Raw genomic sequence first — 25,773 nt, forward strand, 5'->3', positions numbered from 1 at the left:
ATTTTCTCACAGCGTTCTCACAGCAGCTTGTCGAGCTTGAACCGGCCCTTTGCCGCAAGCAACGGCTTCCACAAATCGCCGAGCTTCGCCGCGCGCGCCGGCACGTTGTCTATTCGAAAATCGTCAATCGCGAAGCCGGCGTCGATCTCGTCCCACGTCACGGGCGTCGACACCGGCGCATTCTTTTTCGGCCTTGGCGAATAGATCGACGCCAGCGTGCGGCCCCAGGCGTTCTGGTTGTAATCGACCAACACGCGGCCGCGCGGCCGCTTCGCAATAATATACTCGGCGGTCAATAACTTCGGATGCTCCTCGGCGAGATGCTGCGCCAGCGCCTTCGCGAACGTCCACACCTGCTTCTGCACCGGCCCGCGCACGATCGGCACGTAGATGTGCACGCCGGACGATCCAGTCGTCTTCACGAGCGGCTTCATGCCGAGTGCCTCGAGCGCATCGCGCACGACGACGGCCGCTTCGAGCACCTTGGTGAACGTCGCGCCGACGACGGGATCGAGATCGAAGTGCACATAGTCGGGCCGATCCACGTCGTCGCAGCGCGCGTACCACTGATTCAGGTCGATGCAGCCGAGGTTCACGACCCAGAGCAATGAGGCGAGATCCTGCACCATCGGGAAATCGATCACGCTGCCCGATGCATGCTCGATCGCGCACGTCTCGATCCAGTCCGGCCGCGGCGACGGGGCGCGCTTCATGAAAAAGCACTTGCCGCGCGCGCCGTTCGGGTAGCGCTTCATCACCATCGCGCGATCGCGGAGATGCGGCAGCAGAAGCGGCGACATCGTCGCGTAGTATTGCAACAGGTGGCGCTTCGTGATCGGCCCTTCAGGCCAGAAGATCTTGTCGAGATTCGTGAGCTTGACGCGTTTTCCCTCCACGTTCAGCTCGACGTCGTTCTCATCGCGTGGAATCAGAAACGCACCGCGTGCGGCCCGCGCGCTCACCGAATGCGCTCCAGCTTCGGCGGGCGCTTGCCGTGGCGCACGGCGCCGACAACCGGTTCGTACTCCAGCTCGCATCCTTCCCGCACGCGACGAAGCAGCAAGCCACCGCGGCTCATGTCGCCGCGGCCAACGAACTCGCTGGGAAACACCAATCGTTTGCCGAACGCCGCGACCAACGTGTCGACATACTTGCCCGTGGCGATGCTGCCAAGGAGCACGACCTGCGTCCTTGCGCCGATGCTCGAGGCGAGCGACTCCACGTCACGCTCGAGCGGATCGAGATACCGGCGGTCGCCCGCCGCGATGTCCACACGGGCGAACTTTACAATATCCTCATGACACACGGCCGCGTCAGGCAACATCAATCCTCTGTCCGTCGTGATCACGAACGTCGCCGGCTGCCGGCGCGAGCGCCGGCCGAACGCCAACCCGTACGCAAGCTTGCCACGAAAATAGAGCCCGCTCAAAAAACTGAACACTTCACCCAACGCGGCGCCTTCATTCGACCGCAGCCGAGCCGCCAACGCAAACGTCGCCGCGGGATTGAGCAACACCTGCGCGCGCTTGCCGTCACATCGGGCCGGCGAAAGCAAAAAGACCTGATTCATTGAAAAGCCGTGCTCGACTCGCGAGTATCAGTGATGATTGCGAAACGAATGCCACCGTCGAGCTCGCACCCGTGGCGCTGACGGCGACCATCTACAATTTCGACGTGCAGCTCTCCAACGTCGACCGCGCCGTCTACGAATCGCTGTCCGTCCGCGCCGCTCGGCAGCCGTCGGAGACGGAAGAGTATCTCGCGACGCGTGTGCTGGCGTACTGCCTCGAGTACGCGGAGGGCATTGCGTTCACCAAGGGACTCGCGGAGCCCGACGTGCCCGCGGTCGAGGTGCGCGATCTCACCGGGGCGCTGCGCGTCTGGATCGAAGTCGGCACGCCGGACGCCGAGCGGTTGCATAAAGCCAGCAAGGCATCGCCGCGCGTCGTCGTGTACACGTTCAAGGATCCGTCGAATCTCGTTCGCCAGCTCGCCGGCGAGCGCATTCACCGCGTCGAAGCACTCGAGGTCTACGCATTCGACCCGGCGTTCATCGCCGCGTTCGTCGAGCGGCTGGATCGCCGCACGACCTTCGAGCTGGCGGTGACCGACGGACACCTGTACCTCACCGTCGCCGGCGAGACGCTCGAGACGGCGCTGAAACCTGTCGAGGTCGCCGAGCGTCGTTCATAGAGCGGTATCCCGCCACCCCACCCGCGGAGACAAACCCTTCCGTGCAACTTTCGATTCTCGGTTTGAATCTGATCTACGCCGCGCTCGGCGTCGTGCTGATGTTCATCAGTTATCGCGTCATCGACTTTCTCACGCCGCAGGTCGACTTTCCGGCGGAGCTCAAGCGCGGGAACATCGCGGTTGCGATATTCATCGCCGCGCTGTTCATCTCGATCGCGCTCATCATCGGCCGCGCGATTGGGTGAGTGAGCAGTCGCATGCGTAGAGCGTGGAGTCTCCTTGTACTGCTGTTCGCCGCGCATATCGCGCCGGCGCAGCAGCCGCCTGCGCGTACGGCCAAGTCCGCGCTCGAGCGGGCCGCGAACGCACGTGCCGAGCGGAAGATCAGCGGCCGCTACGACCAGACTTTTCGCAAGTACACGAAGCGTTTCTTCGGCCCGGCGTTCGATTGGCGGTACTTCAAGGCGCAGGGGTTCGCCGAAAGCGGGTTGAAGGCGACGGCGAAGAGCTGGGTCGGCGCGCGCGGCGTCATGCAGCTCATGCCGTCGACCTACCAGGAGATCGCGTCGCATCGTCCGGAGTTCGGCACCATTGATCAGCCCGAATGGAACATCGCGGCCGGCATCATGCACGACCGTTATTTGTGGGACCTGTGGCAGAAAAACGTCTCAGACGACGGCGAACGCCATCGATTCATGTTCGCCAGCTACAATGCCGGTGAAGGCACGATCAATCGCGCGTTCGGCGTCGCCAAGAATCGGCTCGGCACACCGTCGTGGTCGAGCGTCGAGCAGATCGCCCCGAGCGTGCAGCGCTGGCGGTACATCGAAACGCTCGGGTACGTGCGGCGGATCGATTCGACGTACAGCGCCTTGTCGAGCGCGGCGATCGCGCCGTAGTACTACACCGGATGCTCGATGCTCGGACTCTGCGGCGTGAACATCTTCGGTCCGTTCGGCGTGATGTGCAGACAGTCCTCCAGCCGAATACCAAACTCGCCGTAGATCGCGATGGTCGGTTCGTCGCTGAAGCACATGCCGGGCTCGATCCTGGTCGTGTTGCCGCGCACGAAGTTCGTCCATTCGTGGCCGTCGAGTCCAATGCCGTGACCGGTGCGATGCGGCAAACCCGGAACCTTGTAATCCGGTCCGAAGCCTGCTGTGGTGATGACCCTTCGCGCTGCGGCATCCACTGACTCACACGTCGCGCCGATCTGCGCCGCGGCGAACGCCGCGCTCTGCGCACGCTTCTCGATGTCCCACACGTCGCGCTGGCGCTGCGTCGGTTTCCCGAACACGGTCGTGCGCGTGATGTCGGAGGTGTAGCCGTCCACCGTGCATCCCGCGTCGACGAGCACCACGTCGCCGTCGCGCAGTTTCTGCGGCTGAATGCTGCCGTGAGGGAATGCGGTGTACTTGCCGAAGATGACGAGCGCGCCGTCGGCGTTGCCGCCCAATCGCTTCGTCGCGTCCGCGACGATGGCGCCGAGCTCCTGATTGGTCATACCCGCCTTGAGCATCTGGAACGAGACACCGATCGCGCGCAGCGTGATGTCGTTCGCGCGCTGCATCAGCGCAATCTCATTCGACGATTTGTACATTCGGCAACCCGCGGTGACCGGGGTCGCGCTCACGAACTGCGCATTGGGGAGCTCCTGCCGCACGCCGTCGTAGATGAAGAAGCGGACGCGCTCCTCCATGCCGATGCGGCCTGACCCGGCGCCACGATCGCGAAGAATGCCCGCGATCACGCGATATGGGCTCTCGTCCTCCTGCCACGTGCGTACGTCATTAGAGAATTTGATCAATTCGCGCGCCCGTTGCTCCTCGAACGCCGGTGTGACCCACGCGAGCTCGCCGCGCGCGGGAATGACGACGCCGAACGTGCGTTCGCTGTTTCCCCAATGCACGCCGGTGAAGTAGAACATGCTGGTGCCACCCTCGAGAAAGATGGCGTCGATCTTGTTGTCGGCCATCAGCCGTCGAGCCTTCTCGATTCGGTTCCGGCGTTCGTCGTCGCCGATCGGAGCGACGGGTGGCAGCGGCCGGAGTCCGGCGAGTGGGCCGGGCTGCTGTGCGTCGAGTGGCGCGCCCGTCAGTATCGGTCCCATGCTCGCCCCAGCGACAATTCCCGCGCTACGACCGACAAAGCCACGCCTGTCCATTTCAAATCTCCGAATTCGATGGTCTATTGAGAAACGCGAGCAGTTCCCAGATAATACGCTCTCTTGCACCGGACGTAAGCTCTCGACCATGCAACGGATATCGTGGCTTTTTCTGTTGGCGGTCGCGCACGGCGTCCGCGCCCAGGCCAACGTCAGCGGCGTGGTGCGGGACAGCATCGCACGCGGGCCGCTCGCCGGCGCGATCGTGCAACTCGTGTCCGCCGAAGATGCATCGCGCTTTGCGCGCTCCACCGCATCGGACTCGCTCGGGCGTTTTGCATTCAGCGAGGTGCCGAGTGGCCGATACACACTCGGTTTCTTTCATCCAAGGCTCGACTCGCTGGGCGTCGATGCCGCGGCCCGTGAGGTTCTTGTTTCCGGGCGAAGCGATGTCCACGCCGATCTCGCGATTCCGGGCCCGCTGCGACTGGGTCGCGCTATTTGTCGCAATGCGTTGAGGGACTCCAGTGGTGTGGTCGTCGGGGTCGTACGCGACGCTCGAACGCTCAATCCCGTGGCGAAAGCGAACGTCGTCGGGGAATGGCTCGAACTAGCCTTCACGACGCAAGGCGTCGTACGCCGCATGCCGCGGCTCGTTGCAACGACGGGCGACAACGGCTGGTTCGCGCTGTGCAACGTGCCGTCGGGTGGAACGATCGCGCTCGCCGCGAATCATGAAGCCGACAGCACGGATCGCATCGACTTCTTCGTTCCCCGCGAAGGGTTCGCGGAGCGCAACCTTTACTTGGGCTCGGCCGCTGGAACGGGGCGTGTGTCCGGTGTTGTCGTCACCGCCGCCGACGCCAAGCCGCTGTCCGGAGCGCAGGTGAGCATCAAAGGCGCGGCGCCGGCCAAAGCGAATGACGCCGGCGTGTGGACGATCGCCGACGCACCGCTCGGTACACACTTCGTCGAAGTACGAGCCATCGGGTACTATCCCGAGCGCCGCGCGGTCGACGTCGTCGGCGAGATGGCGCCGATGCGCATCGCGCTGTCGACGATGAAGGCGGTGCTCGACACCGTGAAAGTGAACGCCACGCATGTGTTCGATCGTGAGATCGCGGCGTTCGAAAAGCGGCGGCGAAGCGGGCTTGGGAAGTATCTGACACGCGAGGACATCGCGCGGCGAAACCCGCTCCGGCTTTCGGACCTCCTCGTCGCCATCGGCGGCGTCCACATCGATCGCTCCGATAACGACTCGACGAGCATTCTCGTGCGCGGAGTTCAGGATCTGTGCGTCCCGGCCCTGTTCATCGATGGAAGACAAATCCACGCGCTCAGCGTCGACGAGCTGGATGACTTCGTCCAGCCTCGCGAGGTCTCCGGCATTGAGTTGTACGTCGGCGCCAATGCGCCGCCGCAGTTTCAAACTCCGCTGGGCGGCTGCGGCAGCCTCGTGATCTGGACGCGCTGAGTCGTTACCGTCCGCTGCGTCCCGCCTGCACGGCCTGCGCGGCGTTGCGCTCCGGTGGTTCCACGCCAAGCAAATGATGGACGAAGAAGTCGTTGCGCTTACGCTCGCCGTACGGGCCGCCACTGGTGTGATCAGCGCCCGGAATGACGAGCAGGTCGAAAACCTTGTTGGCTTTGATCAGGGCATTCACGACTTGCATGGTCGATGAGGGATCGACGTTCGTGTCGAGCTCTCCGACGATGAGCATCAAGTCGCCCTGCAACTTCGACGCGTTGTCCACGTTGGACGAAGCCGCGTACTGTGAACCGATCGGCCATCCCATCCACTGCTCGTTCCACCAGATCTTGTCCATTCGGTTGTCATGACATCCCGCCGCCGACACGGCGGCCTTGTAAAACTCCGGATGAAAGAGCAGCGCACCGAGCGAGTTCTGGCCGCCCGCTGACGTGCCGTACACGCCGACGCGTGAGATGTCGTACCACGGAAACTTCGCCGCGACAGCCTTGTGCCACAGAATGCGATCCGGAAAGCCGGCGTCACCGAGATCGTGCCACGCGACGTCGTGGAACGCCTTCGATCGGTTGTTCGTTCCCATGCCGTCGATCTGCACGACGATGAAACCCAGCTCCGCGAGATTGCGCATGCCGTTGTTGACGCTGAAGCTCTTCGGCACGAACGAGCCCTGCGGTCCCGCGTAGATGTTCTCGATCACCGGATACTTCTTCGACGCATCGAAGTTGGTGGGCTTGAAGATCACGCCCCAGATGTCGGTGGTGCCGTCGCGGCCCTTCGCGACGAACACGTCCGGGGGCGTCCAACCGGCGGCGCTCAACGCGGCAATGTCGCCGCGTTCGATCTCGGTCGTCGCTCGCGGGTTGGCTGTCGAGTGGAGCGTGAGCACCGGCGCGAGATCGACGCGCGAGTACGTGTCGAGATAGTACGTGCTGTCCGCCGACCATGCGACGGTGTGATTGCCGTCAGCGTCGGTCAGCGGCGTGAGGCCTGTGCCGTCGAAGTTGATGCGATAAAACTGCGTGAAATAGGGATCCTGTTTGGAATTCATTCCGCTCGCCTCGAACCAGATCTGGCGCTTCACCTCGTCGACGCGATCGACGGCGCGCACGACCCACTGCCCCTTCGTGATCTGATTCTTCACTCTGCCGGTCGCACCGTCGTAGAGGTAGAGATGGCTCCAGCCGTCGCGCTCGGACATCCAGACGATTTCCTTTCCGTCGGCGACGTCGTAGCGGAATTGGCGGCCAGAGTCCGACAGGCCGCCGTTCGCGCGCCGATAGTTGATGAACGTCTTCGACTCTTCGTCGATCGCGACGCGCGGCGCGGCCGTCGCCGCGTCGACTTCGATCACGCGATAGACCTGATGCCCGCGCTGATTGTACTCGAACGTGAATGCGTGGCCGTCCTTGCGCCACACGAATGGCGACAACTGATACGCGTTCGGAAACGCCGAGTGATCGACGTGTGTCGCGGTCGCGTTCGCGACGTCGATGAGCACCGGCTCGCGCAAATCCAAAACGTCGCCGGGCTTGGCGTACACGCGCTCCATGTATTTCGGCTGCAACTGGTCGGTCGGCGACGATTCGACGTATCGCACGATGCGGCGATAGCCCGGCGTGACGCGATACACCGCGATCTTCCGCGAGTCCGGCGACCACGCGATCGATTGCAGCGTGTACGCGCTCCCTTCCGATCCGTCCGTCGTCATCGCCGTTCCAGCGCGAGCACCGGGATCGCGAACATAGACGTTGTAATTCTGAATGAACGCTTCGTGTGCACCGTCGGGTGAGCGGCGCGATACACTGTCAGCTCGCTGCGCGCCGCCGAACTGTTCCGCGCGCTGCTGCAAGACTTCCGCGCCGAGACCGTCATTCTCGTCCCACGGCCCCTCGAATGGAACGACGTCCCCATTGTCATCCACGCTCGGACCACCTCGGCCGCCACGTCCGCCGGTCGTCGCGGCGGTGAGCCGGAGACACGAATACTCCGTCAGTGTACAACGCCAGTTGAATCCCGCCGCGACGAACTGCACTGCGTGTTCGTCGTCAGCCAGCGCGATGTCGAGGAACGGCAGCGTCGTCGCGGTAAAGTGTGTTTGCGCGGCGCTGTCGAGCGCGGCCGCCAGCTTCGCGTGGTCGAAGGCCGGATGCTTCTCTTTCGTCGCGGCATCGACGACGACGAATTCGTTGCCGCCCTGCACGGAACGCCGGTACCAGAAGTGATCCGTATTGCCGATCCACGTGGCGCGCTCCGGCACGTGCAGCGCGAGTCCCTGAAAGCGCGCGTTGAGACGTTCGGCACGCGTGTAGTCCGCGGCCGTCCCTTGCGCCGCGAGCAATGTCGGAGCGGCAGACGCCACGACGATCGCCGCGATCGGAGTGAGTATGAGTGTACGCATCGGTCGTCCGTCGCTCGATTGGAGGGAATGAACAAGCGGGTGGGACAATGCGCGCGGGATGTCGGCCGCGCAATACCGTGGACAGCGTCCAGGTCAGCTACCACGCAGCAGGCCTTCGACTTCGGCGTTCGCCGTGATCTGTTGCGTGAGCTCTTTCTGCTGCTCCTCGAGTTCGCGCATCTCGGCGAAGGTGGCCGCGATGTGCGGCGCGTCCATTCCTTCCATCGCGTCGACGGCGGCGCCGGCCTCGAGCTCGATCTCGAGCATCGCAATGCTGCGCTCGTACGCATCGCGGAGCCGAGCCTCGAGCTCGAGTTGTTGGTCGATCGCGGCGATGCCGGCCGTCATCGACGCAATGCGCGGCGCGTAAACCTCGAGACCGAGGCGCTGCATCTTCGTACGCAAGGACACCAACTTCGCCCGCAACTCGGCGCGCGAGTCCATGCCCTGTCCGATGCGCGCGAGAGACTCTTCCAGCTCGAGCTTTTCCGCGAGCATCTGTTGGACCGCCGTCAGTCGTGCGCGTTCATCGTCCGAGACGTTGACGCTCGGCATGAACTTGTGGCCGAGCGTCACGCCCGCGCCGACGAAGGCGAACGCGCCCACTCCAATGCCCAGCAAGCCGCCCGCGAGTCCGCCGAAGATCGCAAAGGCGGCAATCCCAACACCGCCCGCGAACAGCCAGGCCTTCCTCGTCGCCTTTTCGCCGGGACGCGCGATGACGATCCGCTCGCCGAGCGTTCCGTTGTGTACCGACAACAGACTCTCGCGGTCGTCAGCCCGCATGAGATAGATCGCCGAGACGATGTCGCCGGCCTGGGCGGCGAAGGTGTCGGGCTCGATGAGCGTGAATTCGAGGACCTCGATGCGCCCGCTCGTCAACGACAGCCGGATCATGTACGACCATTCGCTCACCGCCGCCGAATACCCGGCCGCTCGGCGAATGACGCTGACGGTCGCCTCGGCCGCGGTGACTCGTCCGCGCACGACTTGGTATTTCAGCCGGCAGTCGGCACAGACGGCGGTCAACAGGCCCTGTGGAGGGATGTCGCCCAGGATCTTGCCGCACTTTGGACACGAAAAAACGGCGTTTGCCATCAGGGGCGACAGTAGTAGAGACCGTAGCGCAGACGTGTGCATAGTAACATGTTATTCGCACTCTTCCGGAGGATCCCTGTGACACGACGTGTACTTCTTCTGGCCGCGATCGCCGCTCCTTTGGCCGCCGGCGCGCAGAGCCAGCGCCCGATGACATTCCTCGACGTGCAGAACATGCGTCAGGCGAATGGTCAGGATTTGAGTCCCGATGGTCGACAGATGGTGTACGTGCTCAGCACGCCCGATTGGGCGACTGTACGCCGACAGAGCGACCTCTACCTTGTGTCGACCGATCGCGGCCTCCCGAGCACGCGCCAGTTGACGTTCACGAAGGACAAGAACGAGACGAGTCCCAAGTGGTCGCGCGACGGCAGCTTCATCGCGTTCCTGTCGGATCGCGACGCGACGACCGCCGCGGGCGGTGGTGGCGGACGTGGTGCCGCGGCCGCGGGCGGCGCGCGCAATCAGATCTACGTGCTGCGCCTCGACGGTGGCGAAGCGAAGCGCGTGAGCGACGCGCGTGAAGGTGTTTCGAATTTCTCGTTCGCGAAGGACGGCCGCACGATCGTCTATACGTCAGGCCGCGCGGGCGACGATCAGCTGTATACGATCAACGTCTCCGATCTCTTCACGAGCGATGCGCCGCATGCGACGCAACTCACCCGTCACGCGACGGGCGTGGGCGCTTGGCAGTTCTCGCCCGACGGCAAACGAATCTATTTCGTGTCGGCCGACAGCATTGACCGCGACGATCGCACACGTACGGAAAAACAGTTCACGGTCAAGCCGCGCAATCCGGCGGCATCCGTCGCGAGCCTCTGGTCATTCGACATCGCCGCGCGGCAGGAGCATCGCTTGACGAGCGACTCGAGCTACAGCGTCAGCGACTTCAGCGTGTCGCCCGACGGAAAGTGGATCGGTTTCCACGGCCAGTCGCCGAGCCGTTACGAGCGCGGCATTCTCGAGCAGAACGATTACGCCGATCTGTATCTCCTGAACACGGGCAGCGGCAACATCGAACGCCTCACCAAGAACGACATCATCGGCGAGAGCGCGCTGAGTTTCTCGCCGGACAGCAAGATGATCGCGTTCGCGGCGCCCGATGATTTCAAGTTCATGCACGACGAAAAGATCTACGTGCGCCCGGTCGATCAGCCGAACGCGCCGTTGAAAAAACTCGGCGAGAACATCGACGTGGACGTCCGTGTTGGCGGCCGCGGCGGCGCGGCGGCCGATGGCGCGGAGACGGCCTTCTGGTCGGAGAAGGGCGACACGATCTACTTCGGCACGGGCATTCACGCGACGACGCAGTTCTTTGCCGTCTCGACGACGTCCGGCGTGGCCAAGCAGATCACGGATGTGAAGGGCACGATCTCGGTGGCGCGCGATGACGAGGCGCATCGCTATCTCATCACGTTCGCGGATCCGAAGAATCCTCCCGCGACATACACGGTGGCGTCGATGCGCGACGTCAACGACCGCGCAAAGTGGGTGCAGCTCACCGATCCCAACGCGTGGGTGAAGCAACAGGTCGCACTCGGCGATGAAGAAGAGATCTCGTGGAAGTCGAAGGACGGGACGACCGTCAGCGGCGTGCTGCTCAAGCCGGTCGGATATCAGCCGGGCAAGAAGTATCCACTGATCGTGGCGATTCACGGCGGTCCGGCGGCGGCCGACATGTTGAGCTTCAACGGCGGCTACGGCTCGCAGGTGTACGCCGGCGCCGGTTACGTGGTGCTGATGCCGAACTACCGCGCGTCGACGCAGTACGGCGACAAGTTCAAGACCGAGACGTTCGGCGATTACTTCACGAAGGGCTATCAGGACATCATGACGGGCGTGGACCTGTTGATCTCGCAGGGGCTCGTCGATTCGACGCAGATGGGCGTGCTCGGATGGAGCGCGGGCGGCCATTACTCCAACTGGATCGAGACGCACACCAATCGCTTCAAGGCGATCAGCTCCGGCGCCGGCGTGGCAAACTGGATCTCGATGTGGTCGCAGAGCGACACGCAGCGGCTGCGCCAGTGGTATCTTGGCGACAAGATGTACTGGGAGCCCGGCCAATTAGAGAATTGGTGGAAACAGTCGCCGATCGCGACGGTGAAGAATGCGAAGACGCCGATCTTCATTCACGTCGTGGAGGGCGATCCGCGCGTGCCGCGCCCACAGAGCGAAGAGATGCACATGGCGCTCTCCAAGCTCGGCGTGCCGAACGAGTTCTGGGTATACCCGGGTAATACCCATGGAATACCTGATCCTCGCAATCAGTATCTCAAGGCCGTGGCCGAGATGAGCTGGATGGATTACTACGTGCGCGGCAGCGGGAAGAAGTTCGCGTGGCGCGACGTGCTCAAGTCGGTCGAGACCGGCACCGGGCCGCAGCTCGCGGGCGAGGCGATGCCGCAGCCGTAGCGGTAGCCGTAGCGGTACCGCGATCGAAGAGGGCTCGAAGACTTAGCACGGACGAAGTTCGGACAACTGCGAACAGGCGGGGAGACGGCGTGAACCGCGGTGGACGAACGTTTTTTAGGAAACTTTGAAGAACACCCTCAGGACGCTTCGCGAAGCGACATGTCCTGAGGGTGTTTTCCAAAATCTTTCAACGGCAGTTGACTGCAGTTTCCGCCGTCTCCGTGCCTGTCCGTGGACGTCCGAACTCGTCCGTGGTCAGGTCACGGCTTGTTCGCCTCATAACTCGCCGCCCCAAGACGCATAAGCACCTTGAACGTGCTATCGGTGAACACCCCCGTCGCCATGTGCTGATCCGGATCGCGCGCGTAATACAGCGGTCCAACTCTGAGCACCGCGAACCGCACCCCAGGCGCGATCGAACGACCAAACGCTCCCGCCATCTGCGCGCACACCCAGCGATCGTTCACGACGCTGACCGGCGAACGAGTTCCGTTGTCCGCGATGTGCTGCTCCTTCCGCAGATCGACCACGACGGGGCGATCGCTCGTCAACACGAGCAGCGCGTCTTCATGCGCGCTGTCCACCACGGCCTTCGTCGTGAGACACGGCGCCTGCGCGCCGGCGCTCGACGCGACCATCAGGGCCAGCGCCGCCAACATCCCGAGCTTCATGTCCGCTCCAGTTCGATTACGAAGGTACCGCAGCGCAAGTCGCCGGCCAGAGCAGTGTGATGCGCGTCCGGTTCCGTTCGCTCACAGCTGTTTGAGCAGGAACACCTCGCTCCGCCAGCGATCGAATTTCCGTCCAATGTCGTTCATTCGTCCCACCTCGACGTAGCCGCGCGATGCGAACAGACGAATGCTGGCCGCGTTCTCCGAGTCAATCACCGCGACGAGCGCCTTGAGACCCATGTCGCGAGCGCAGTCGTGCAGCCGCCCGACGAGCCGCGAAGCGATGCCGCGGCGATGCGCTTCACGCGCCACGTAAACGCTGACCTCGCACGTGAATCGGTAGCCATTCGCCGGGCGGAAGGTCGAGAGCGACGCCCAACCAACCACCGTGTCGGCATCGTCGCATGCGACGATGACGGGCTGCCCAAGCTCGCGATGTCTCGCGAACCATTCACCACGCGTTTCGAGCGTATTCTCGACGTCGCTCCAGACAAACGCGGATTCGCGAATCTCACGATTCACGATATCGACAATCGAATGCAAATCGGCATCCGTCGCGTCACGGATGCCGATCGCCATTGCGGGAGTTTCGATCACGGTCACACCGGGAACAACATCTCGCGGTACTTGGGCAGTGGCCAGCACTCGTCGCTGACCATGAGCTCCAGCGCGTCGCAGCAGCTCCGCACATTCGCCATCGTGTCGGCGCCGGTCGTCGTGAGGAACTGCGCCTGCGCCTCGAGCTCGTCGTGCATCGACTCGGCCTTGTCGATCGCTTTTCCGAGCGCGGTGCGATGCTTCTGCAGCTCGGCGGCCGCGCTGCCAAGCTTGTTCGCGGTCTCGATCTGCGGAATCACCTTGATGCCCGCCGACTTCGCCTGTGCCGCCGACTCGGCCAGTTGTCCCATGTACGAGAACGCTGCCGGGAGCACCTGCGTGTCCACCATCTCGCGAATGGTGTGCAGCTCGATCAGCATGTCCTTGGTGTAGCGCTCGAGCCGCACGTGATAGCGCGAGGTCAGCTCTTCGTCGGCGAAGATGTTGAGCGACGTGAGCAGTTTGCGCGACTGTTTCGTCATCATCTGCGCGAGCGCTTCGGGCGCCCGGCGAAGATTCGGCAAACCGCGCTTCGCGGCCTCCTTCACCCACTCGTCGGAGTAGTTGTTGCCCTCGAAGCGAATGGGGGACGTTTCCTTGAAGATCGGCCGCACGACCTTGAGCACCGCCTCGTGCACCTTCTTCGTCTTCTTCAACTCCGCGCGCAGCGAGGCCGTGATCTCGCCGATCGCTTCGGCCACCGCCGCGTTGAGCAGCACGATTGGAAATGCGATGGATTGCGACGAACCGACGGCGCGGAACTCGAACTTGTTCCCCGTGAACGCAAACGGCGACGTCCGGTTGCGATCCGTGTTGTCCTTCTCGATCTCCGGCAAGCGCGCCACGCCGAGCTTGATCATCTGTTGCTCGGCCGAGCCGACGGTTTTGCCGTTGGCGATCGAATCGATGACTTTCGTCAGCGTGTTACCCATGAACACGGAGATGATCGCCGGCGGCGCCTCGTTCGCGCCCAGGCGATGTTCATTTCCCGACGTGCCGATGCCCGCGCGCAGGAGACCGGCGTGTTTGTGCACGCCGCGGAGCACCGCCGCCAGGAACACGAGGAACCGAATGTTCTGGTGCGGCGTCTGCCCCGGCTTGAGCAGGTTGTAGCCGTCGATCTCGGGATTGTCCGCCGCGATCGACATCGACCAGTTGCAGTGTTTGCCCGATCCGTTGATCCCGGCGAACGGCTTCTCGTGCAGGATGGCTTGCAGCCCGTGGCGCAGCGCGACGCGGCGCAGCGTCGCCATCACGAGCTGGTTGTGATCGACGGCGACGTCCGTCTCCTCGAACCGCGGCGCCATCTCGAACTGGCTCGGCGCCACTTCGTTGTGCCGCGTGATGATCGGAACGCTCAGTTTATAGAGTTCATATTCAACATCTGCAATACATGCCTGGATGCGCTCCGGAATGCCGCCGAAGTAGTGATCCTCGAGCTGCTGGCCGCGCGGCGGCGGCGCGCCGATGAGCGTGCGGCCGGCCATGACGAGATCGGGGCGCAGCGCGAAGTGCGCGCGATCGATGAGGAAGTACTCCTGCTCGGGGCCCATCGTGGTGTACACGCGATATACGCCCTTGTCGCCCAGGACCTCGAGCAGCTCGATCGATCGAGCGCTGAGCACGTCGGAGCTGCGCAGGAGCGGCGTCATCTCGTCGAGCGCTTCGCCGTTATAGCCGATGAACACCGACGGGATGTACAGCGTCTTCACGCCGCCCATCTCTGAGATGAACACGGGGCTGGCCGGGTTCCACGCGGTGTAGCCGCGCGCTTCCCACGTCGCGCGCAATCCGCCCGACGGGAACGACGATGCATCGGGCTCCGACTGAATCAGCTGGGCCGCGCCGAACGCCTCGAGCGGCTGCCCGTCATCGAACGACAGAAACGCGTCGTGCTTCTCGGCGGTCAGGCCGGTTTGCGGCTGAAACCAGTGCGTGAAGTGCGTGGCGCCGTTCGACAGCGCCCATTCCTTGATTGCCTGCGCGACACGCGGCGCAACGTCGACGTTGAGTTTCTTCCCATGACGCACGGCGTCGAGGAGCTTGGCGTAGGTGTCGCGCGGCAGCTTGTCGCGCATCTGGCGAACGCCAAAGGTATTTGCGCCGAAGTACTCCGATGTACGCGCGTTGGGGCCATGTTCTTCGAGCGCGGCGGGCGACTTCGCTTCGCGCTCGGTGATGTCGTGGACGACCGCTTTCCGCGGCGATAGGACGGTGGACGCAGCCATTGCGTTCGGGCCTCAGCAAAGAAGAAGAAGGACTGGGCAGGAGTGCAAAATGTACTCCGAAAAGTGCAGAAAATGCAAACTTTGGTCGACGCTTTGCAATTTTCAACGCTGTCAGTGGCGACGATGAGGCGATCAACTGTTCGAGCGGCAGCAATGAACGATGCACCCAACCCCTTGGACCGCCGCATTTTAGAGGCCAAGCCAACGCCCACCGCCCACCGCCCATCTCCTACTGCGGAACCAACTCGTCGATCCGCCCCAATCGCCTGAGCCTGGGCACCAGCGCAGCGATCGTCAGCACCACGCCGAGCGACGCGGCGCCACCGAGCAAAACCGATGGAACGGTGCCGATGAGCTTGGCCATGACGCCCGATTCGAACGCGCCGAGCTCGTTCGACGATCCCACGAAGATCGAATTCACCGACGAGACGCGTCCGAACAGGTGCGCCGGGGTGAGCGACTGGAGCAGCGTCGAGCGAATCAACACACTGACGTTGTCGGCGATGCCGCTGATCGCGAGCACGAGGGTCGACAGCACGAAGCTGCGCGACGTGCCGAAGACGATGATACACATCGCGAACGTCGCGACGGCGTAGAGCAGCGTCTTGCCCGCGCGTTTGAACGGCGGCCGATGCGCGAGATACACTGACGCGACCACCGCGCCGGCCGCGGGTGCCGCGCGCAAAATGCCGAGCCCCTGGGGTCCGACGTGCAGAATCTGATCGGCGAAGACCGGCAGCAACGCCTCGGCACCGCCGAGCAGAACGGAGAACAAATCGAGCGTGAGTGCTGAGAGAAGCACGGATTCTCGAAAGACGAACCGGAGGCCCGACTGCAGGCTTTCTCGAATCGGCTCGTGGTGCGCCACGCGCGGTGTCGGCGTGTACGCGATCGTCCAGAACGTGATGACCGCAATGGCCATCATGATCGCGTCGGCGACGTACGCGACGCGCGGTGATGCGAATCCATAGATCAATCCGCCAAGCGCCGGCCCAACGACGGCGGCGAATTGCCAGGTCGAGCTCCGCCACGCCACGGCGTTCGCGTACAGAGACCGGTCGATCAGCTCGGCGCCAAGTGCCTGGCGTGATGGCTGCGCGAAGCTACGCGCGACGCCGCTGACGAAGATCACGACGTAGAACGGCAGCGCGCCGAAGCGATGCAGGAATCCCGGGATGAGATTGAAGGTGAGAAACGCGAGCGAGCAGAGAAAGAGCAGGCACAGCGACGCGATCGCGATGCGATGCCGGTTGCGCCGGTCGGCAACGTGGCCGGCGTAGAGCGCCAGGCCGATGTAGGGAAACGCTTCGACCAAGCCCATGAGGCCGAGTGACAGCGGGTCGCGCGTGATGTCGTAGATCTGCCACGCGACGACGACGGCTTGAATCTGCGTGGAGACGGTCATCGTCAGCAGTGAGACGATGAACCGGCGGTAGTTCGTGATGCGAAGGGACGCGTACGGATCGTGGGCGGGCACCTGCTCAAAAGTAGCAAGGGATGTAATTCGGCCGCGTGCTTCGCACGCGCAGTGGGCGGCCATCCCCTCCGCGCGCAACGCGCGCGGGCCACCCCTATTTCAAACTTCGCTGAACCTGCTGCGCGTGCGCGAGATGTCCCGCGACGGCGGGCCGGATGCCGGCGATCGTCCGCTTGAGCTCCGCATTGCGCGCATTCGGCAGCAGGACGCGATCGATCGACGCCAGCAGCTTGGTGTGATAGTCGACTTCGTTCGCGATGTACGTCGAATCGAACGCATGGCCCGCGAGATCGCGCATGAGATCGCGTTTCGTGGTCGACTCATCGCGGAAGTCGAGGCTCGTCGTGTTGTCTTCCGGCGTGAGGTTGATTCGGTTCAGCACGTCCATCAGCACTTGATTGACGTGCGTGTGATCGGCGAGCATGCTCGCCGCGAAATCCTTGATGGTCTGGGATTGCGCTCGGCCCGGCGCGAGTCGCGCGTAGCTGATGTCCGTGTTGTTTGCCGCGAGAATGATCGCCGCGATGTTCGCATCGCTCGGCACCTCCGGTCCGCGATGCCAGAGCGACGCGCATCCCGCGGCGCCGACGATGAGAGCGGCAGCCGCCGCACGACGGACAGAGTTTGACATGCGCGTCATCAACCGATCCTCCCGAAGTCGAAACGTATGGACGTCTAACCAGTTTTGGACGGTGGCAGTACATTCGCGCCTGAATGAATCCGCCTTCACGCCCCCAGCCGTACCCCCCAACGATGGCGAGCGACTCTTTGCCCACCACCGCGACCGCGCCGGCCGACCAGCCGTCGAGGGGGAAGGAGGCTGATCTGGAACTGGTGCGGCGCATGCAGGCGGGCGACGAACGCGCGTTAGGCGAATTCTACGATCGATGGCATCCGGTCGTCAGCGCGCTCGCCGCGCGGATGTTGAAGTCGGCGGACGACGTGGAAGACGTGATCGAAGAAACATTCTGGCAGGCGTGGCGGCAGGCGAATCGATTCACGGCAGAGCGTGGGTCGGTGGCGACGTGGTTGTTGACGATCGCGCGGAGTCGCGCGCTGGATCGGTTGCGGGCCACCCGGCGATTGCGCGAGGATGCGATCGACGTTCACGGAGCGGAGCGGCACGCGGCTTCGGGTGATTCAGACTTTCTCGCCGCCCCGAACGATCCGGCGCGCGACGTGGAGCAAAACGAACGGCGCACGTTGGTCGTCGCGGCGCTCGCCGAGCTGCCGCGCGAGCAGCGCGAAGCGTTGGAGTTGGGATATTTCGGAGGGTTGAGCCAGTCGGAGATCGCGGAACGCACCGGCCAACCGTTGGGCACCGTGAAAACGCGAATGCGATTGGCGATGATGAAGCTGCGAGAACGACTGGCCGTGCTTCGCGACGATGCGATCGGCGGCGTGGCCGGAGAGGCGCGATGAGCCATGAGCTGAGCCACGATGAGGCCTTTGCCGCGCTCGATGCGGCGGCACTCGACGCGCTCGCCGTATCGGAGCGCGAGGCGGTGCTCGCGCACGTCGACGGCTGCGCGATCTGCCGGAGGGAACTGTCGTCGCTGCGGGAGACGGCGTCGTTGCTGGCGTATGTCGCGCCGGCTACGGATACGAACGGCGGCCGCGACCGCATTCGTGCCCGCTTGATGGCGCGCGCCTCGGCCGATCGGCCGGACGCTGATCTCGCTGTTTCGATGGAAAGCCCGGTCGCCAAGCGGCGCATCAGCGCGCTGGCGTGGCGTCGCGCCGAATGGCTGGCCGCGGCGGCGAGCATTCTCCTTGTGGTAAGCGCCGCGATTCTCGCGGCGACGATTCGTGACCGCGAAAACGTGCGGGATGCGCTCACGGCGGAAATCGCCAGGGGGCAGCGCGCGCGGACGGCGGCGGACTCGCTCCGCGTGGCCGTGATGTCGCGCGACAGCTTGATCGCGGGACTCACGGGCCGCGACGTGGCGATGATGACGCTCACGTCGAATGGAACGAAGGCGCCGCTCGCGCACATGTTCTGGGATCACGCGCGCAACACGTGGACGCTGGTTGCGCACAACATGCCGGCGCTCAAACCCGGTCGAACCTATCAGCTTTGGCTGGTGACGCCGACGCAGAAGATCAGCGCCGGGACGTTCGCGCCGACGAATGGCGACGCGATGTTGCGGGCGACGTATCCGTTGGCGCCGGATCAGCTCAAGATGCTCGCGGTGACGGAAGAGCCTGCCGGGGGAATGCCCCAGCCGACCGGCGCGATGGTGATGGCGCTCGAGAGCCGGTAATCGAAACTCCCCCGCTCCGCGCGTGTATTAACTTTCCAGTCTGCGAATTAACCGCCTTGGATTGGGAGCAGTATGCACATCGAAGTCATGATCGACTTCGACGCCGCGGGCGGCGTCGATCTCGACCGGTTGGAGCGGAGCCTTGGACTCCACGGTGAGCGCGTCGGCGCTGGCCGGTACCGCATCACCGGCGGCGCGCAGGACCATTGGGTCGACCTTCACACCGCCTCGCATCCCCGCTGTGACTGCGGCGATCACCTCTGGCGAGAGCGGATCTGCAAACACATTCTGGCCGCACTTCTGCGTGAAGGGAACGAGCGCGTCTTAACGGCGCTGCCCGGCCTTCTCGCACGAGCGCATGCAACCCGACAAGCGCCACACGCGCAACCAGCGCAACACGCCACCGCGGCCTGATCGGCAACACCAGCACAAAAAGCCCTTCAGGTTCGGCGTGGTGCTGCGCCTCATTCGCGACACCATCGAGCGAAGCGGCCTGGCCGACGCGGCCATGTTCGAGCTTGCCGAGCGCGGGCACCGGTCGGTGTTCGAGCAGCTCGTGGCGTGTGTGATCTCGATTCGCACGCTCGATGAAGTGTCGCTTCCGGTCGCGCTGAATCTGTTCGCGCACGCCGCGACGCCGGCGGCGGTTGCCAAGCTCTCAGTCGCGCAGATCGACAAGCTGATTCGCGCGAGTGCGTTCCACTACGGCAAGGCGCAAACGATTCGTGCGATCGCGCGGCGCACGGTAGATGAATTCGGAGGCAAGCTGCCGTGCGACGCCCAAGTGCTCACCTCATTCAAGGGCGTCGGACCCAAGTGCGCGAACCTGGCGCTGGGCGTCGCGTGCGGCACGTCGGGGATCAGCGTGGACATTCACGTCCATCGCGTCACCAATCGGTGGGGCGTCGTGCAGGCGCGCTCACCCGAGCGGACGATGCTCGCGCTTCAGAAAACTCTGCCGAAGCGATACTGGATCGAGATCAACCGCTTGCTCGTGCCGTTTGGCAAACATGTCTGCACGGGTGCGCTGCCGAAATGCTCGACGTGCCCCGTCCTGGAATACTGCCGGCAGGTCGGGGTCACGTCGCATCGGTGAATTGCTCGCGGCTAACGACGGCTCTTCTTGCGCGAGCTCTTCTTCCGCGAGCTCTTCTTGCGCGAGCTCTTCTTCCGGGGAACTTTCGCGCCTTTCTTGCGCGCTTCGGACAATCCGATCGCGATCGCCTGCTTGCGGCTCTTCACCTTGCCGCCGTGGCCGCTCTTGCCGCGCTTCAGCGTGCCTTTCTTGCGCCGATGCATGGCGCTCTTCACGCTCTTGCCCGCGGCCTTGCCGTATTTCTTCCGCCCACCCGACTTCTTTCTCGACGCCATGACGGCTCCTCGTGAATTGAATCGGGACTGTGCCGCGTTCAAGACGCGTTCCAGCGGAGTCGACTATGTCGAAGGAGAGGCCCCGCGCGCGGCAGGCGCTTCATCTTTCAGCATCTGCGGCGCATTACGCTTGGCGTACAGTTGCGCGGCTTCCAGCACGGCCATACAGAATCCCGCCCATGCGAGCCCGATGATGAGCCCGGCCGCGATGTCCGATGGATAGTGAACACCGAGGTAGAGCCGGCTGGCGCAGATGGCGACGATGATGATTCCCGCGAGCGTCATCGTCGCGATGCGCGAGGCCAGGTTGCGCTGCAACCGCGCCGCGAGATACGCCACGGTTCCGTACACGATGATCGAGCTCATCGCGTGGCCCGACGGGAACGACGAGCTCACCGCGTACGTGCCCCACGTGAAGATCTGCGGACGCGGCCGGTTGAAGCCGATCTTGAGCAATTGATTGAGCACCAGGCCGCCGATCGTCGCGACGACCAGCAGAATGGCCGAGTGCTTGTGCTGGTTCAGCCAGAGGAACAAGCCGGCGACGAAGACGATCATCGCGACGACGGTCCCCGTTCCGAGCGACGTGATCTCGAGCATCGCCATCTGCAGCCCGTGATACTGATGCTGCGCGATCCACCGCATGATCGTGTCGTCGAAACCCTGTGTGCTTCCCGAACGCACCTTCTCGGCGATCTCGGAGAAGGCCCAGGTGAACACGAGCGCCACCGCGGCACCGGACAACAGGAAGATGCCGAACACCGCGTACGCGTTCTTGACGTACTTCCGGATGATTCGAAGCCAGCCGAAAATCAGGTCCCAAACGAGGCGAGTTCTGCCGCGGGTCTGGGACGGGGATGTTTCCGGAACGCGCCGGTCGTTCTCGTACGAGCTGGCCACGGGGGCCACCAATTCAAGAGGCGGGCCGACCGCTCTGGATCTGTTCCACCAAACGGGTCGTCTCGGGCGACGGCCGCGTCTCGAGATCCCGCCACAGGCGCTCGGCAAAGCGAGTGTAGACGTCCATGGCGCCGGCGCGATCGCCCAGCCGCCAGACCATCGTCATCACGCGGCGCAGCATACGTTCGTCGGTTGGGGCGAGTCGCGCGACGACGCGTGCGAGCTGTGACGCGTTCGTCAGCTGCGAGTCGGCGGCGTACCGCTCGACGAGCTCCCACGCGACGTTGACCGCGCGCTCGCGATAATACGCGCGTTCTTCGTCGAGCCAGTGGTCGAATTCGCCTGCACCGGGAATGAAAAACCCGGGCATCAGATCGCCGCGGAAATAGTCGAGCGCTTCGCGCAGACGGTCAGCTTCGATGGCGCGCTCGAACGCGAGCGCATCGCACCAGAACGAGGTCTGGCGCACGGAGATCGATTCGGTGCCGCGCGCGTCGATCAAGTCATCGCCGATCGTTTGCCGCAGCCGGTGCAGCAGCTTGCGTAGCGCCGCACGCGCGTGCTCCTGGTCGAACTCCGGCCAGAACAGGCCAACGATTCGGTCGCGTTGATGGAATCCGTGCGGACGGGCCAGCGCGAGATACGCGAGCAGCGCCACGGCCTTGGGCTGCGCGAGCAGCTCCGCGGGATCCGTGGCGCCGTCACCCTCGATGCGCAGCGCTCCGAGCACGTGCAAGCGAATCACAAGAGCGGGCGTCGGGGCGTATGGGCGTCGAGGCGTCGGGGCGTACGGACGTCCGGCAAGTTAGGGCACCTCACGAAGCGGGGGAAGCACGCGCGCGCGGACGGCATGCGGAACGCACGCGGGACGCACGCGGGACGGCGCAGCAACGGCCGGGGGACGAGCCAACCGCATACTGATTCGCAACATCGCGGAGCGAGTCACCATGCAGACCACATCCTCAGTCCTGTTGAACGCGCGCGCCGAACATTCCGAGCCGGCGCACACCTGGCTTCGTACCCTCGACGCGTTCAGCGTCCCCTTCCTGTGCTACGCCGGCGACGGACGCCGCACGTACACCTCTCGTTCGGCGGCCGAGCTCCTGCGGCGCGGACGCGACGGAGCCGCGATCGGCGACCGGGCGGATCGCGCGGTCGGCGAAGAGTTGGCTCGGAAGTCGTCGTTGCTCCACATCGGACAGTTCGCGCTCGTGCGCGAGGTGCCATTGGTCGCCCCGGCGATGTTGCTTGCGGTGCATCTTGCCCGGCCCGCCGGCGGCGACACCACCGCGGTCGTGGTGCTGCGGCCCGACATGGGCCCCGCGACGACGGACACGCCATCGATTTGCGGCCTCACGGCGCGCGAGCTCGACGTCGCTCGACTCATTGCTCGTGGGATGGCGACGAAGGAGATCGCGCACTGGCTCGGGATCAGCACCCACACGGCGCGGCATCACACCGAGCGCGTGTTCGTGAAGCTGGGCGTGCGGAGCCGAGCGGGCGCCGCGGCGATCATCGCGGCGCGGATGGCGACGCCGACGTCCAGCCCGGCCGTGACGGCCGAGCGCATTCCAACCGAAGTCCGTGACATTCGCGCTGTCTGAGGGTGGACCCATGGTGATGCTTGCCGAGGAGGATCTCATGCCGAAGTTGCTGGCGCGATCGCTCGCGAGTGCGGCGCTGTTCGTGTCCGTGGCGGGATGCGGATCCGGTTTCACCGATGCCGAGTCGAACGACGTCGACTCGCCAATGTCGCCGTTGCCCGAGAGCTTTGCGGGGCGCCCGGTCGAGATGCAGGGCAGCTTGCGCGTGCGCTCTCCGAATGTCGTCATCTATGTTTGGGACGCGGGGCAGGTCGATGGCGACGTCGTATCGCTGGCGGTGGATGGGACGTGGGTGCTTCAGCGGTACACGCTGACGGCGTCGAAGCGCGCGATTCGCGCGACGCTCAATCCCAAGGGCGCGAGCTACTTGGTGCTCTTCGCGAATGACGACGGGAGCATTCCGCCGAACACGGCGGCCGTCTCGATCGACGACGGCAGCGGCGAGCAGCGGCTGGTGCTTTCGGCGGACCTGTTCACGAACGGCGCCGTGACGTTGCAGGTGCAGCGATGACCGGCCGGCTGGGAGGTAGTGCAGGTGGTGTGGGCCAGCCGATGCTCGCTTCCCCGCGCGCGGTCGCTTACTTTGCGAAGCGGCACAGTCGCCTGGTGCGGTAGCCAAGTGGTAAGGCAGCGGTCTGCAAAACCGCTATTCGCCGGTTCGATTCCGGCCCGCACCTCTGTAGCGTTACTCACTCACACAACATCACTTATGACGTTCAAACGGCTCTCGCTTCGGCGGGAGCCGTTTGCCGTTTGGACCAACCGGTGGACCAAAGTGCGCGGCGCGGCGCACGTTTCGACGCAAGGAGCCCGGAGTGCCGCCCCCGAGAGCCTCCGCCGTGACGGTGATCTGTTGGGCCCTCAACCGCGCGGGCGGCGCCGCAGGCTGCGGTACACGTCGCGGCGATGGCCGATGGTCACGACCAACACCTCGAGCCGCTTGTTCGCGATCTCGTAAACGATGCGGTAGTCGCCGACACGAATGCGGTAGAGGTCGTCCTCGCCGCTCAGTTTCTTTGTCCCCGCAGGGCGCGGGTCGGCGGCGAGCTCGTTAATCGCATCAGCAATGCGCTGTGCGGTATCGCTGTCCAGCTTCTTGAGCGCCCGAAAAGCCGCGGGCGCGAGTTCGATCTTGAACGCCATTGGGTCTCCCAATCCCCGGGAGGCCGCGACGCATCGTCGTTACTTCAGTCCCAACTCCGCCTTCGCCTTGCCCCACGCGACGCGTGGGCCCTTCTCCGCGCGTGCCTTCTTCGCGGCGGCAACATCGATGCGATCCTCGAGTTCCTCAAGCAGCTCCAGGTCTTCGACCGGGATCATCGCCACCACGTCCTTGCCGTGGCGATGCAGGATCACACGCTGATGGCGGTATGCGACCTCGTTGACGAGCTCCGCGAACTTCCCCCGAGCTTCACTTGCCGGTACACGAGTCATACTGCAGGACACTCCTTGCGGGTCGATCGACGAGCGACGAGCCGCGACGCGGAGGAACGGCCAGGTCGTGGGCGCACTCCTCGTTGGTGCACGCGCTCCAGGTCCTCTGGACTGCGCCCGGGACGGTGTCCCGGTTCATTCACCTCAGGGCGGCATCCCGCCGGCCTGAGGCCCCGCAGAGATTCCCTCCACGAGTTCGCTGGGCATGCCAGCGTTCGCCGATCCAACGATCTTCCCGATCGCCGAGCCGCATCTCGCGACCAGCAGCGCTCCGTACAGTTTGCACGAATCGTACAAATTGTGCAAGTGCCCCGAGGAGCCGTGCCGATGGCGGACCGGCCCTTTCAGGTGCCCGCCGGTGGCAGCAGCGCGAGAAAGCTCTCCATGGCCTCCCGCGAGGTCCGAACGAGATCATCGGCGACCTCGGTCAGCGCGCGGCGCAACGCAGCGGATCCCAACGCCTCACGGCGCGACACGAGCGGTACCATCGGACGCGGACGAGGAACGAGCGAGGCCACGTGACCGCCGACGATCGCGACGCTATCATCGTCGTAGATGAAGAACGCGATGCCGCTTTCGAGGGACGGATTGAGCTGGTCCGTGTGAAACGTGATGCCGCCGCCGGCGACGCAGTCGTACGCTTCACCGGCAACGCGGTGGATGGCCTCACCGGACCGCGTCGAAAGGACGAGGCCCGCGCTTTCGAGCGTCGTGAACAACGACTGAAGTGCGCGCTGCGCGTCGGTGCGGAGCTGCGCCAGAGCGGCCTGGTGTCGCGCCTGATCCTTGACGCGCCGACGTACTGGCACAGGTCAACAAGGTGAATCACCGCAAGGAGTTTTTCCGAACGGATCTTGCTCACATCCGGCAGGAGATCGAATCGTTGGGACTCACGGCGACGTGGACGATGGCCGCAGCGGCTCGCGAATACCGTGAGAGTCTTACGATCGAGCGCGCGATTGCGGATGACCCGCAGAAGCGGGACGCTTGGGTTAATCGGCAGCTGTGGTCGAACACGGGTTCGAGGACGATCGTGACGCTACGTCTGTATCCCCCTCGGTCGAATTCCGGGCGACCGAACCCGTCGCGCCGATGCAGCAAGGCGACGCCGTCGCGATCGACGCAGGCAGTGTTCGCGCGAAGTCGCCACATCGGGCGTCCATTTGACCGAGTCAAAGAAATCGACAGCGAACTTTCCTAGTCAACGGCCCCTTTCGCCGAGCGACTTTCTGCTGTCATGCGACGGGTTCGCGGGTCCGTAAGACCGCGCACGAGAGAGATGCACGCGCGGTCGCGAGGTGTGTTTCCCATGCTCCATCCATCTCGGTCTGCACGCGATCTGCGCGATTCGCTCTCGTGGGTGGTCGTGGGCCGCAAATTCCGAAACGCGATTTACACGCGCCGCCGGCGATCGTGATCAACGACCCGTTCGTCGCGATTCTGGCCAACGGGCGGTGCGCTTGGGCACATAATTCAGAACGGTAACGACCGTGCGATCATCGTCGGCGTGATGCGCGACGTGAAGCAGGG

The 25,773-nt window shown here is 64.2% G+C and carries 27 protein-coding genes and 1 tRNA gene; 11 read left to right on the forward strand and 17 right to left on the reverse strand.

Translation table 11 applies throughout. The features are described from left to right. Positions 1–17 precede the first annotated feature (17 nt). Positions 18–962: a non-homologous end-joining DNA ligase gene (gene ligD / locus VN706_08460; GenBank protein HXT15648.1), complete on the reverse strand. Its 945-nt coding sequence runs from the start codon at positions 960–962 to the stop codon at positions 18–20. Beyond that, positions 959–1,570, reverse strand: coding sequence for a hypothetical protein (locus VN706_08465; protein HXT15649.1), 612 nt, complete (start codon positions 1,568–1,570; stop codon positions 959–961). The genes ligD and VN706_08465 overlap by 4 nt, the downstream gene beginning before the upstream one ends. A 71-nt stretch (positions 1,571–1,641) precedes the next feature. Here VN706_08465 and VN706_08470 point away from each other — a divergent pair, with 71 nt between their 5' ends. From VN706_08470 to VN706_08480, 3 genes are read left to right on the forward strand one after another with little or no spacing between them, the layout of a single operon-like run. Next, positions 1,642–2,193: a YaeQ family protein gene (locus tag VN706_08470; GenBank protein HXT15650.1), complete on the forward strand. Its 552-nt coding sequence runs from the start codon at positions 1,642–1,644 to the stop codon at positions 2,191–2,193. A 41-nt stretch (positions 2,194–2,234) separates the two neighbouring features. Continuing rightward, a complete protein-coding gene (locus VN706_08475; GenBank protein ID HXT15651.1) occupies positions 2,235–2,438 on the forward strand; it encodes a DUF350 domain-containing protein in 204 nt (67 codons plus the stop codon). Between the two features lie 12 nt (positions 2,439–2,450). After that, a complete protein-coding gene (locus VN706_08480; GenBank protein HXT15652.1) occupies positions 2,451–3,092 on the forward strand; it encodes a transglycosylase SLT domain-containing protein in 642 nt (213 codons plus the stop codon). 2 nt (positions 3,093–3,094) lie between these two features. On the opposite strand, the gene VN706_08485 is transcribed toward VN706_08480, so the two are convergent. After that, positions 3,095–4,303 (reverse strand): Xaa-Pro peptidase family protein, encoded by a 1,209-nt coding sequence (locus tag VN706_08485; GenBank protein ID HXT15653.1) that lies wholly within the window; start codon positions 4,301–4,303, stop codon positions 3,095–3,097. Between the two features lie 142 nt (positions 4,304–4,445). Between VN706_08485 and VN706_08490 the strand changes: the two genes are divergently transcribed. Further along, positions 4,446–5,771 carry a carboxypeptidase regulatory-like domain-containing protein gene (locus tag VN706_08490; protein ID HXT15654.1) on the forward strand — a complete coding sequence of 442 codons (1,326 nt, stop codon included), beginning with the start codon at positions 4,446–4,448 and terminating at the stop codon, positions 5,769–5,771. A 4-nt stretch (positions 5,772–5,775) separates the two neighbouring features. Here VN706_08490 and VN706_08495 read toward each other — a convergent pair whose 3' ends face one another. Both VN706_08495 and VN706_08500 read right to left on the reverse strand, forming a co-directional pair. Continuing rightward, the gene (locus VN706_08495; GenBank protein ID HXT15655.1) at positions 5,776–8,184 is read right to left on the reverse strand and encodes a DPP IV N-terminal domain-containing protein; all 2,409 of its coding nucleotides are present in this window, start codon (positions 8,182–8,184) and stop codon (positions 5,776–5,778) included. A 93-nt stretch (positions 8,185–8,277) separates the two neighbouring features. Then, positions 8,278–9,282 carry a hypothetical protein gene (locus VN706_08500; protein HXT15656.1) on the reverse strand — a complete coding sequence of 335 codons (1,005 nt, stop codon included), beginning with the start codon at positions 9,280–9,282 and terminating at the stop codon, positions 8,278–8,280. A gap of 78 nt (positions 9,283–9,360) precedes the next feature. Here VN706_08500 and VN706_08505 point away from each other — a divergent pair, with 78 nt between their 5' ends. Next, entirely contained in the window at positions 9,361–11,697 is a 2,337-nt protein-coding gene (locus VN706_08505) for a prolyl oligopeptidase family serine peptidase (protein ID HXT15657.1), read from the forward strand. A gap of 260 nt (positions 11,698–11,957) precedes the next feature. Here VN706_08505 and VN706_08510 read toward each other — a convergent pair whose 3' ends face one another. The 5 genes from VN706_08510 to VN706_08530 form a co-directional block, all read right to left on the reverse strand. Further along, positions 11,958–12,368, reverse strand: coding sequence for a hypothetical protein (locus tag VN706_08510; protein ID HXT15658.1), 411 nt, complete (start codon positions 12,366–12,368; stop codon positions 11,958–11,960). An 81-nt stretch (positions 12,369–12,449) separates the two neighbouring features. Continuing rightward, the gene (locus tag VN706_08515; GenBank protein HXT15659.1) at positions 12,450–12,965 is read right to left on the reverse strand and encodes a GNAT family N-acetyltransferase; all 516 of its coding nucleotides are present in this window, start codon (positions 12,963–12,965) and stop codon (positions 12,450–12,452) included. 2 nt (positions 12,966–12,967) lie between these two features. After that, positions 12,968–15,193 carry a glutamine synthetase III gene (locus tag VN706_08520; protein HXT15660.1) on the reverse strand — a complete coding sequence of 742 codons (2,226 nt, stop codon included), beginning with the start codon at positions 15,191–15,193 and terminating at the stop codon, positions 12,968–12,970. 229 nt (positions 15,194–15,422) lie between these two features. Then, positions 15,423–16,670 (reverse strand): MFS transporter, encoded by a 1,248-nt coding sequence (locus VN706_08525; protein HXT15661.1) that lies wholly within the window; start codon positions 16,668–16,670, stop codon positions 15,423–15,425. Positions 16,671–16,764: 94 nt separating this feature from the next. Then, on the reverse strand, positions 16,765–17,310 hold the full coding sequence (locus tag VN706_08530) for a DUF4142 domain-containing protein (GenBank protein HXT15662.1): 546 nt from the start codon (positions 17,308–17,310) through the stop codon (positions 16,765–16,767). A 113-nt stretch (positions 17,311–17,423) separates the two neighbouring features. Between VN706_08530 and VN706_08535 the strand changes: the two genes are divergently transcribed. Beyond that, complete coding sequence (locus VN706_08535) at positions 17,424–18,092, forward strand: sigma-70 family RNA polymerase sigma factor (protein HXT15663.1); 669 nt, start codon at positions 17,424–17,426, stop codon at positions 18,090–18,092. Further along, entirely contained in the window at positions 18,089–18,934 is an 846-nt protein-coding gene (locus VN706_08540) for an anti-sigma factor (protein ID HXT15664.1), read from the forward strand. The genes VN706_08535 and VN706_08540 overlap by 4 nt, the downstream gene beginning before the upstream one ends. 27 nt (positions 18,935–18,961) lie before the next feature. On the opposite strand, the gene VN706_08545 is transcribed toward VN706_08540, so the two are convergent. Beyond that, the gene (locus VN706_08545; protein HXT15665.1) at positions 18,962–19,156 is read right to left on the reverse strand and encodes a hypothetical protein; all 195 of its coding nucleotides are present in this window, start codon (positions 19,154–19,156) and stop codon (positions 18,962–18,964) included. A 136-nt stretch (positions 19,157–19,292) separates the two neighbouring features. Between VN706_08545 and VN706_08550 the strand changes: the two genes are divergently transcribed. Then, entirely contained in the window at positions 19,293–20,030 is a 738-nt protein-coding gene (locus VN706_08550; GenBank protein ID HXT15666.1) for a hypothetical protein, read from the forward strand. Between the two features lie 11 nt (positions 20,031–20,041). Here VN706_08550 and VN706_08555 read toward each other — a convergent pair whose 3' ends face one another. From VN706_08555 to VN706_08565, 3 genes are all read right to left on the reverse strand, one after another. Further along, positions 20,042–20,305 (reverse strand): DUF6496 domain-containing protein, encoded by a 264-nt coding sequence (locus VN706_08555; GenBank protein ID HXT15667.1) that lies wholly within the window; start codon positions 20,303–20,305, stop codon positions 20,042–20,044. A gap of 63 nt (positions 20,306–20,368) precedes the next feature. Next, complete coding sequence (locus tag VN706_08560) at positions 20,369–21,214, reverse strand: phosphatase PAP2 family protein (GenBank protein HXT15668.1); 846 nt, start codon at positions 21,212–21,214, stop codon at positions 20,369–20,371. Positions 21,215–21,218: 4 nt separating this feature from the next. After that, positions 21,219–21,950 (reverse strand): BTAD domain-containing putative transcriptional regulator, encoded by a 732-nt coding sequence (locus VN706_08565; protein HXT15669.1) that lies wholly within the window; start codon positions 21,948–21,950, stop codon positions 21,219–21,221. Positions 21,951–22,152: 202 nt separating this feature from the next. On the opposite strand from VN706_08565, the gene VN706_08570 reads away from it, so the two are divergent. From VN706_08570 to VN706_08580, 3 genes are all read left to right on the forward strand, one after another. Then, entirely contained in the window at positions 22,153–22,809 is a 657-nt protein-coding gene (locus tag VN706_08570; protein HXT15670.1) for a helix-turn-helix transcriptional regulator, read from the forward strand. Between the two features lie 37 nt (positions 22,810–22,846). Beyond that, positions 22,847–23,320 (forward strand): hypothetical protein, encoded by a 474-nt coding sequence (locus VN706_08575; protein ID HXT15671.1) that lies wholly within the window; start codon positions 22,847–22,849, stop codon positions 23,318–23,320. 94 nt (positions 23,321–23,414) lie between these two features. Then, positions 23,415–23,486: transfer RNA gene (locus VN706_08580), tRNA-Cys, on the forward strand. A 184-nt stretch (positions 23,487–23,670) separates the two neighbouring features. Here VN706_08580 and VN706_08585 read toward each other — a convergent pair. From VN706_08585 to VN706_08595, 3 genes are all read right to left on the reverse strand, one after another. Beyond that, positions 23,671–23,952: a type II toxin-antitoxin system RelE/ParE family toxin gene (locus VN706_08585; GenBank protein HXT15672.1), complete on the reverse strand. Its 282-nt coding sequence runs from the start codon at positions 23,950–23,952 to the stop codon at positions 23,671–23,673. A gap of 39 nt (positions 23,953–23,991) precedes the next feature. Continuing rightward, positions 23,992–24,243 (reverse strand): type II toxin-antitoxin system Phd/YefM family antitoxin, encoded by a 252-nt coding sequence (locus VN706_08590; GenBank protein HXT15673.1) that lies wholly within the window; start codon positions 24,241–24,243, stop codon positions 23,992–23,994. 344 nt (positions 24,244–24,587) lie between these two features. Continuing rightward, positions 24,588–25,052 (reverse strand): hypothetical protein, encoded by a 465-nt coding sequence (locus VN706_08595; protein ID HXT15674.1) that lies wholly within the window; start codon positions 25,050–25,052, stop codon positions 24,588–24,590. Positions 25,053–25,773 lie beyond the last annotated feature (721 nt).

It is taken from the genome of Gemmatimonadaceae bacterium (genome assembly GCA_035606695.1).
GTDB lineage: Bacteria > Gemmatimonadota > Gemmatimonadetes > Gemmatimonadales > Gemmatimonadaceae > JAQBQB01.

Excerpts from the sequence above, each read along its gene's own strand:
- VN706_08585 (HXT15672.1), bottom strand. The coding sequence starts at position 23,952 with ATGGCGTTCAAGATCGAACTCGCGCCCGCGGCTTTTCGGGCGCTCAAG.
- VN706_08530 (HXT15662.1), bottom strand. The coding sequence starts at position 17,310 with ATGACGCGCATGTCAAACTCTGTCCGTCGTGCGGCGGCTGCCGCTCTC.
- VN706_08555 (HXT15667.1), bottom strand. The coding sequence starts at position 20,305 with ATGGCGTCGAGAAAGAAGTCGGGTGGGCGGAAGAAATACGGCAAGGCC.
- VN706_08570 (HXT15670.1), top strand. The coding sequence starts at position 22,153 with ATGCAGACCACATCCTCAGTCCTGTTGAACGCGCGCGCCGAACATTCC.
- VN706_08465 (HXT15649.1), bottom strand. The coding sequence starts at position 1,570 with ATGAATCAGGTCTTTTTGCTTTCGCCGGCCCGATGTGACGGCAAGCGC.
- VN706_08490 (HXT15654.1), top strand. The coding sequence starts at position 4,446 with ATGCAACGGATATCGTGGCTTTTTCTGTTGGCGGTCGCGCACGGCGTC.
- VN706_08495 (HXT15655.1), bottom strand. The coding sequence starts at position 8,184 with ATGCGTACACTCATACTCACTCCGATCGCGGCGATCGTCGTGGCGTCT.
- VN706_08500 (HXT15656.1), bottom strand. The coding sequence starts at position 9,282 with ATGGCAAACGCCGTTTTTTCGTGTCCAAAGTGCGGCAAGATCCTGGGC.
- VN706_08480 (HXT15652.1), top strand. The coding sequence starts at position 2,451 with ATGCGTAGAGCGTGGAGTCTCCTTGTACTGCTGTTCGCCGCGCATATC.
- VN706_08535 (HXT15663.1), top strand. The coding sequence starts at position 17,424 with ATGGCGAGCGACTCTTTGCCCACCACCGCGACCGCGCCGGCCGACCAG.
- VN706_08520 (HXT15660.1), bottom strand. The coding sequence starts at position 15,193 with ATGGCTGCGTCCACCGTCCTATCGCCGCGGAAAGCGGTCGTCCACGAC.
- VN706_08550 (HXT15666.1), top strand. The coding sequence starts at position 19,293 with ATGCAACCCGACAAGCGCCACACGCGCAACCAGCGCAACACGCCACCG.
- VN706_08485 (HXT15653.1), bottom strand. The coding sequence starts at position 4,303 with ATGGGACCGATACTGACGGGCGCGCCACTCGACGCACAGCAGCCCGGC.
- VN706_08540 (HXT15664.1), top strand. The coding sequence starts at position 18,089 with ATGAGCCATGAGCTGAGCCACGATGAGGCCTTTGCCGCGCTCGATGCG.
- VN706_08590 (HXT15673.1), bottom strand. The coding sequence starts at position 24,243 with ATGACTCGTGTACCGGCAAGTGAAGCTCGGGGGAAGTTCGCGGAGCTC.
- VN706_08510 (HXT15658.1), bottom strand. The coding sequence starts at position 12,368 with ATGAAGCTCGGGATGTTGGCGGCGCTGGCCCTGATGGTCGCGTCGAGC.
- VN706_08575 (HXT15671.1), top strand. The coding sequence starts at position 22,847 with ATGCCGAAGTTGCTGGCGCGATCGCTCGCGAGTGCGGCGCTGTTCGTG.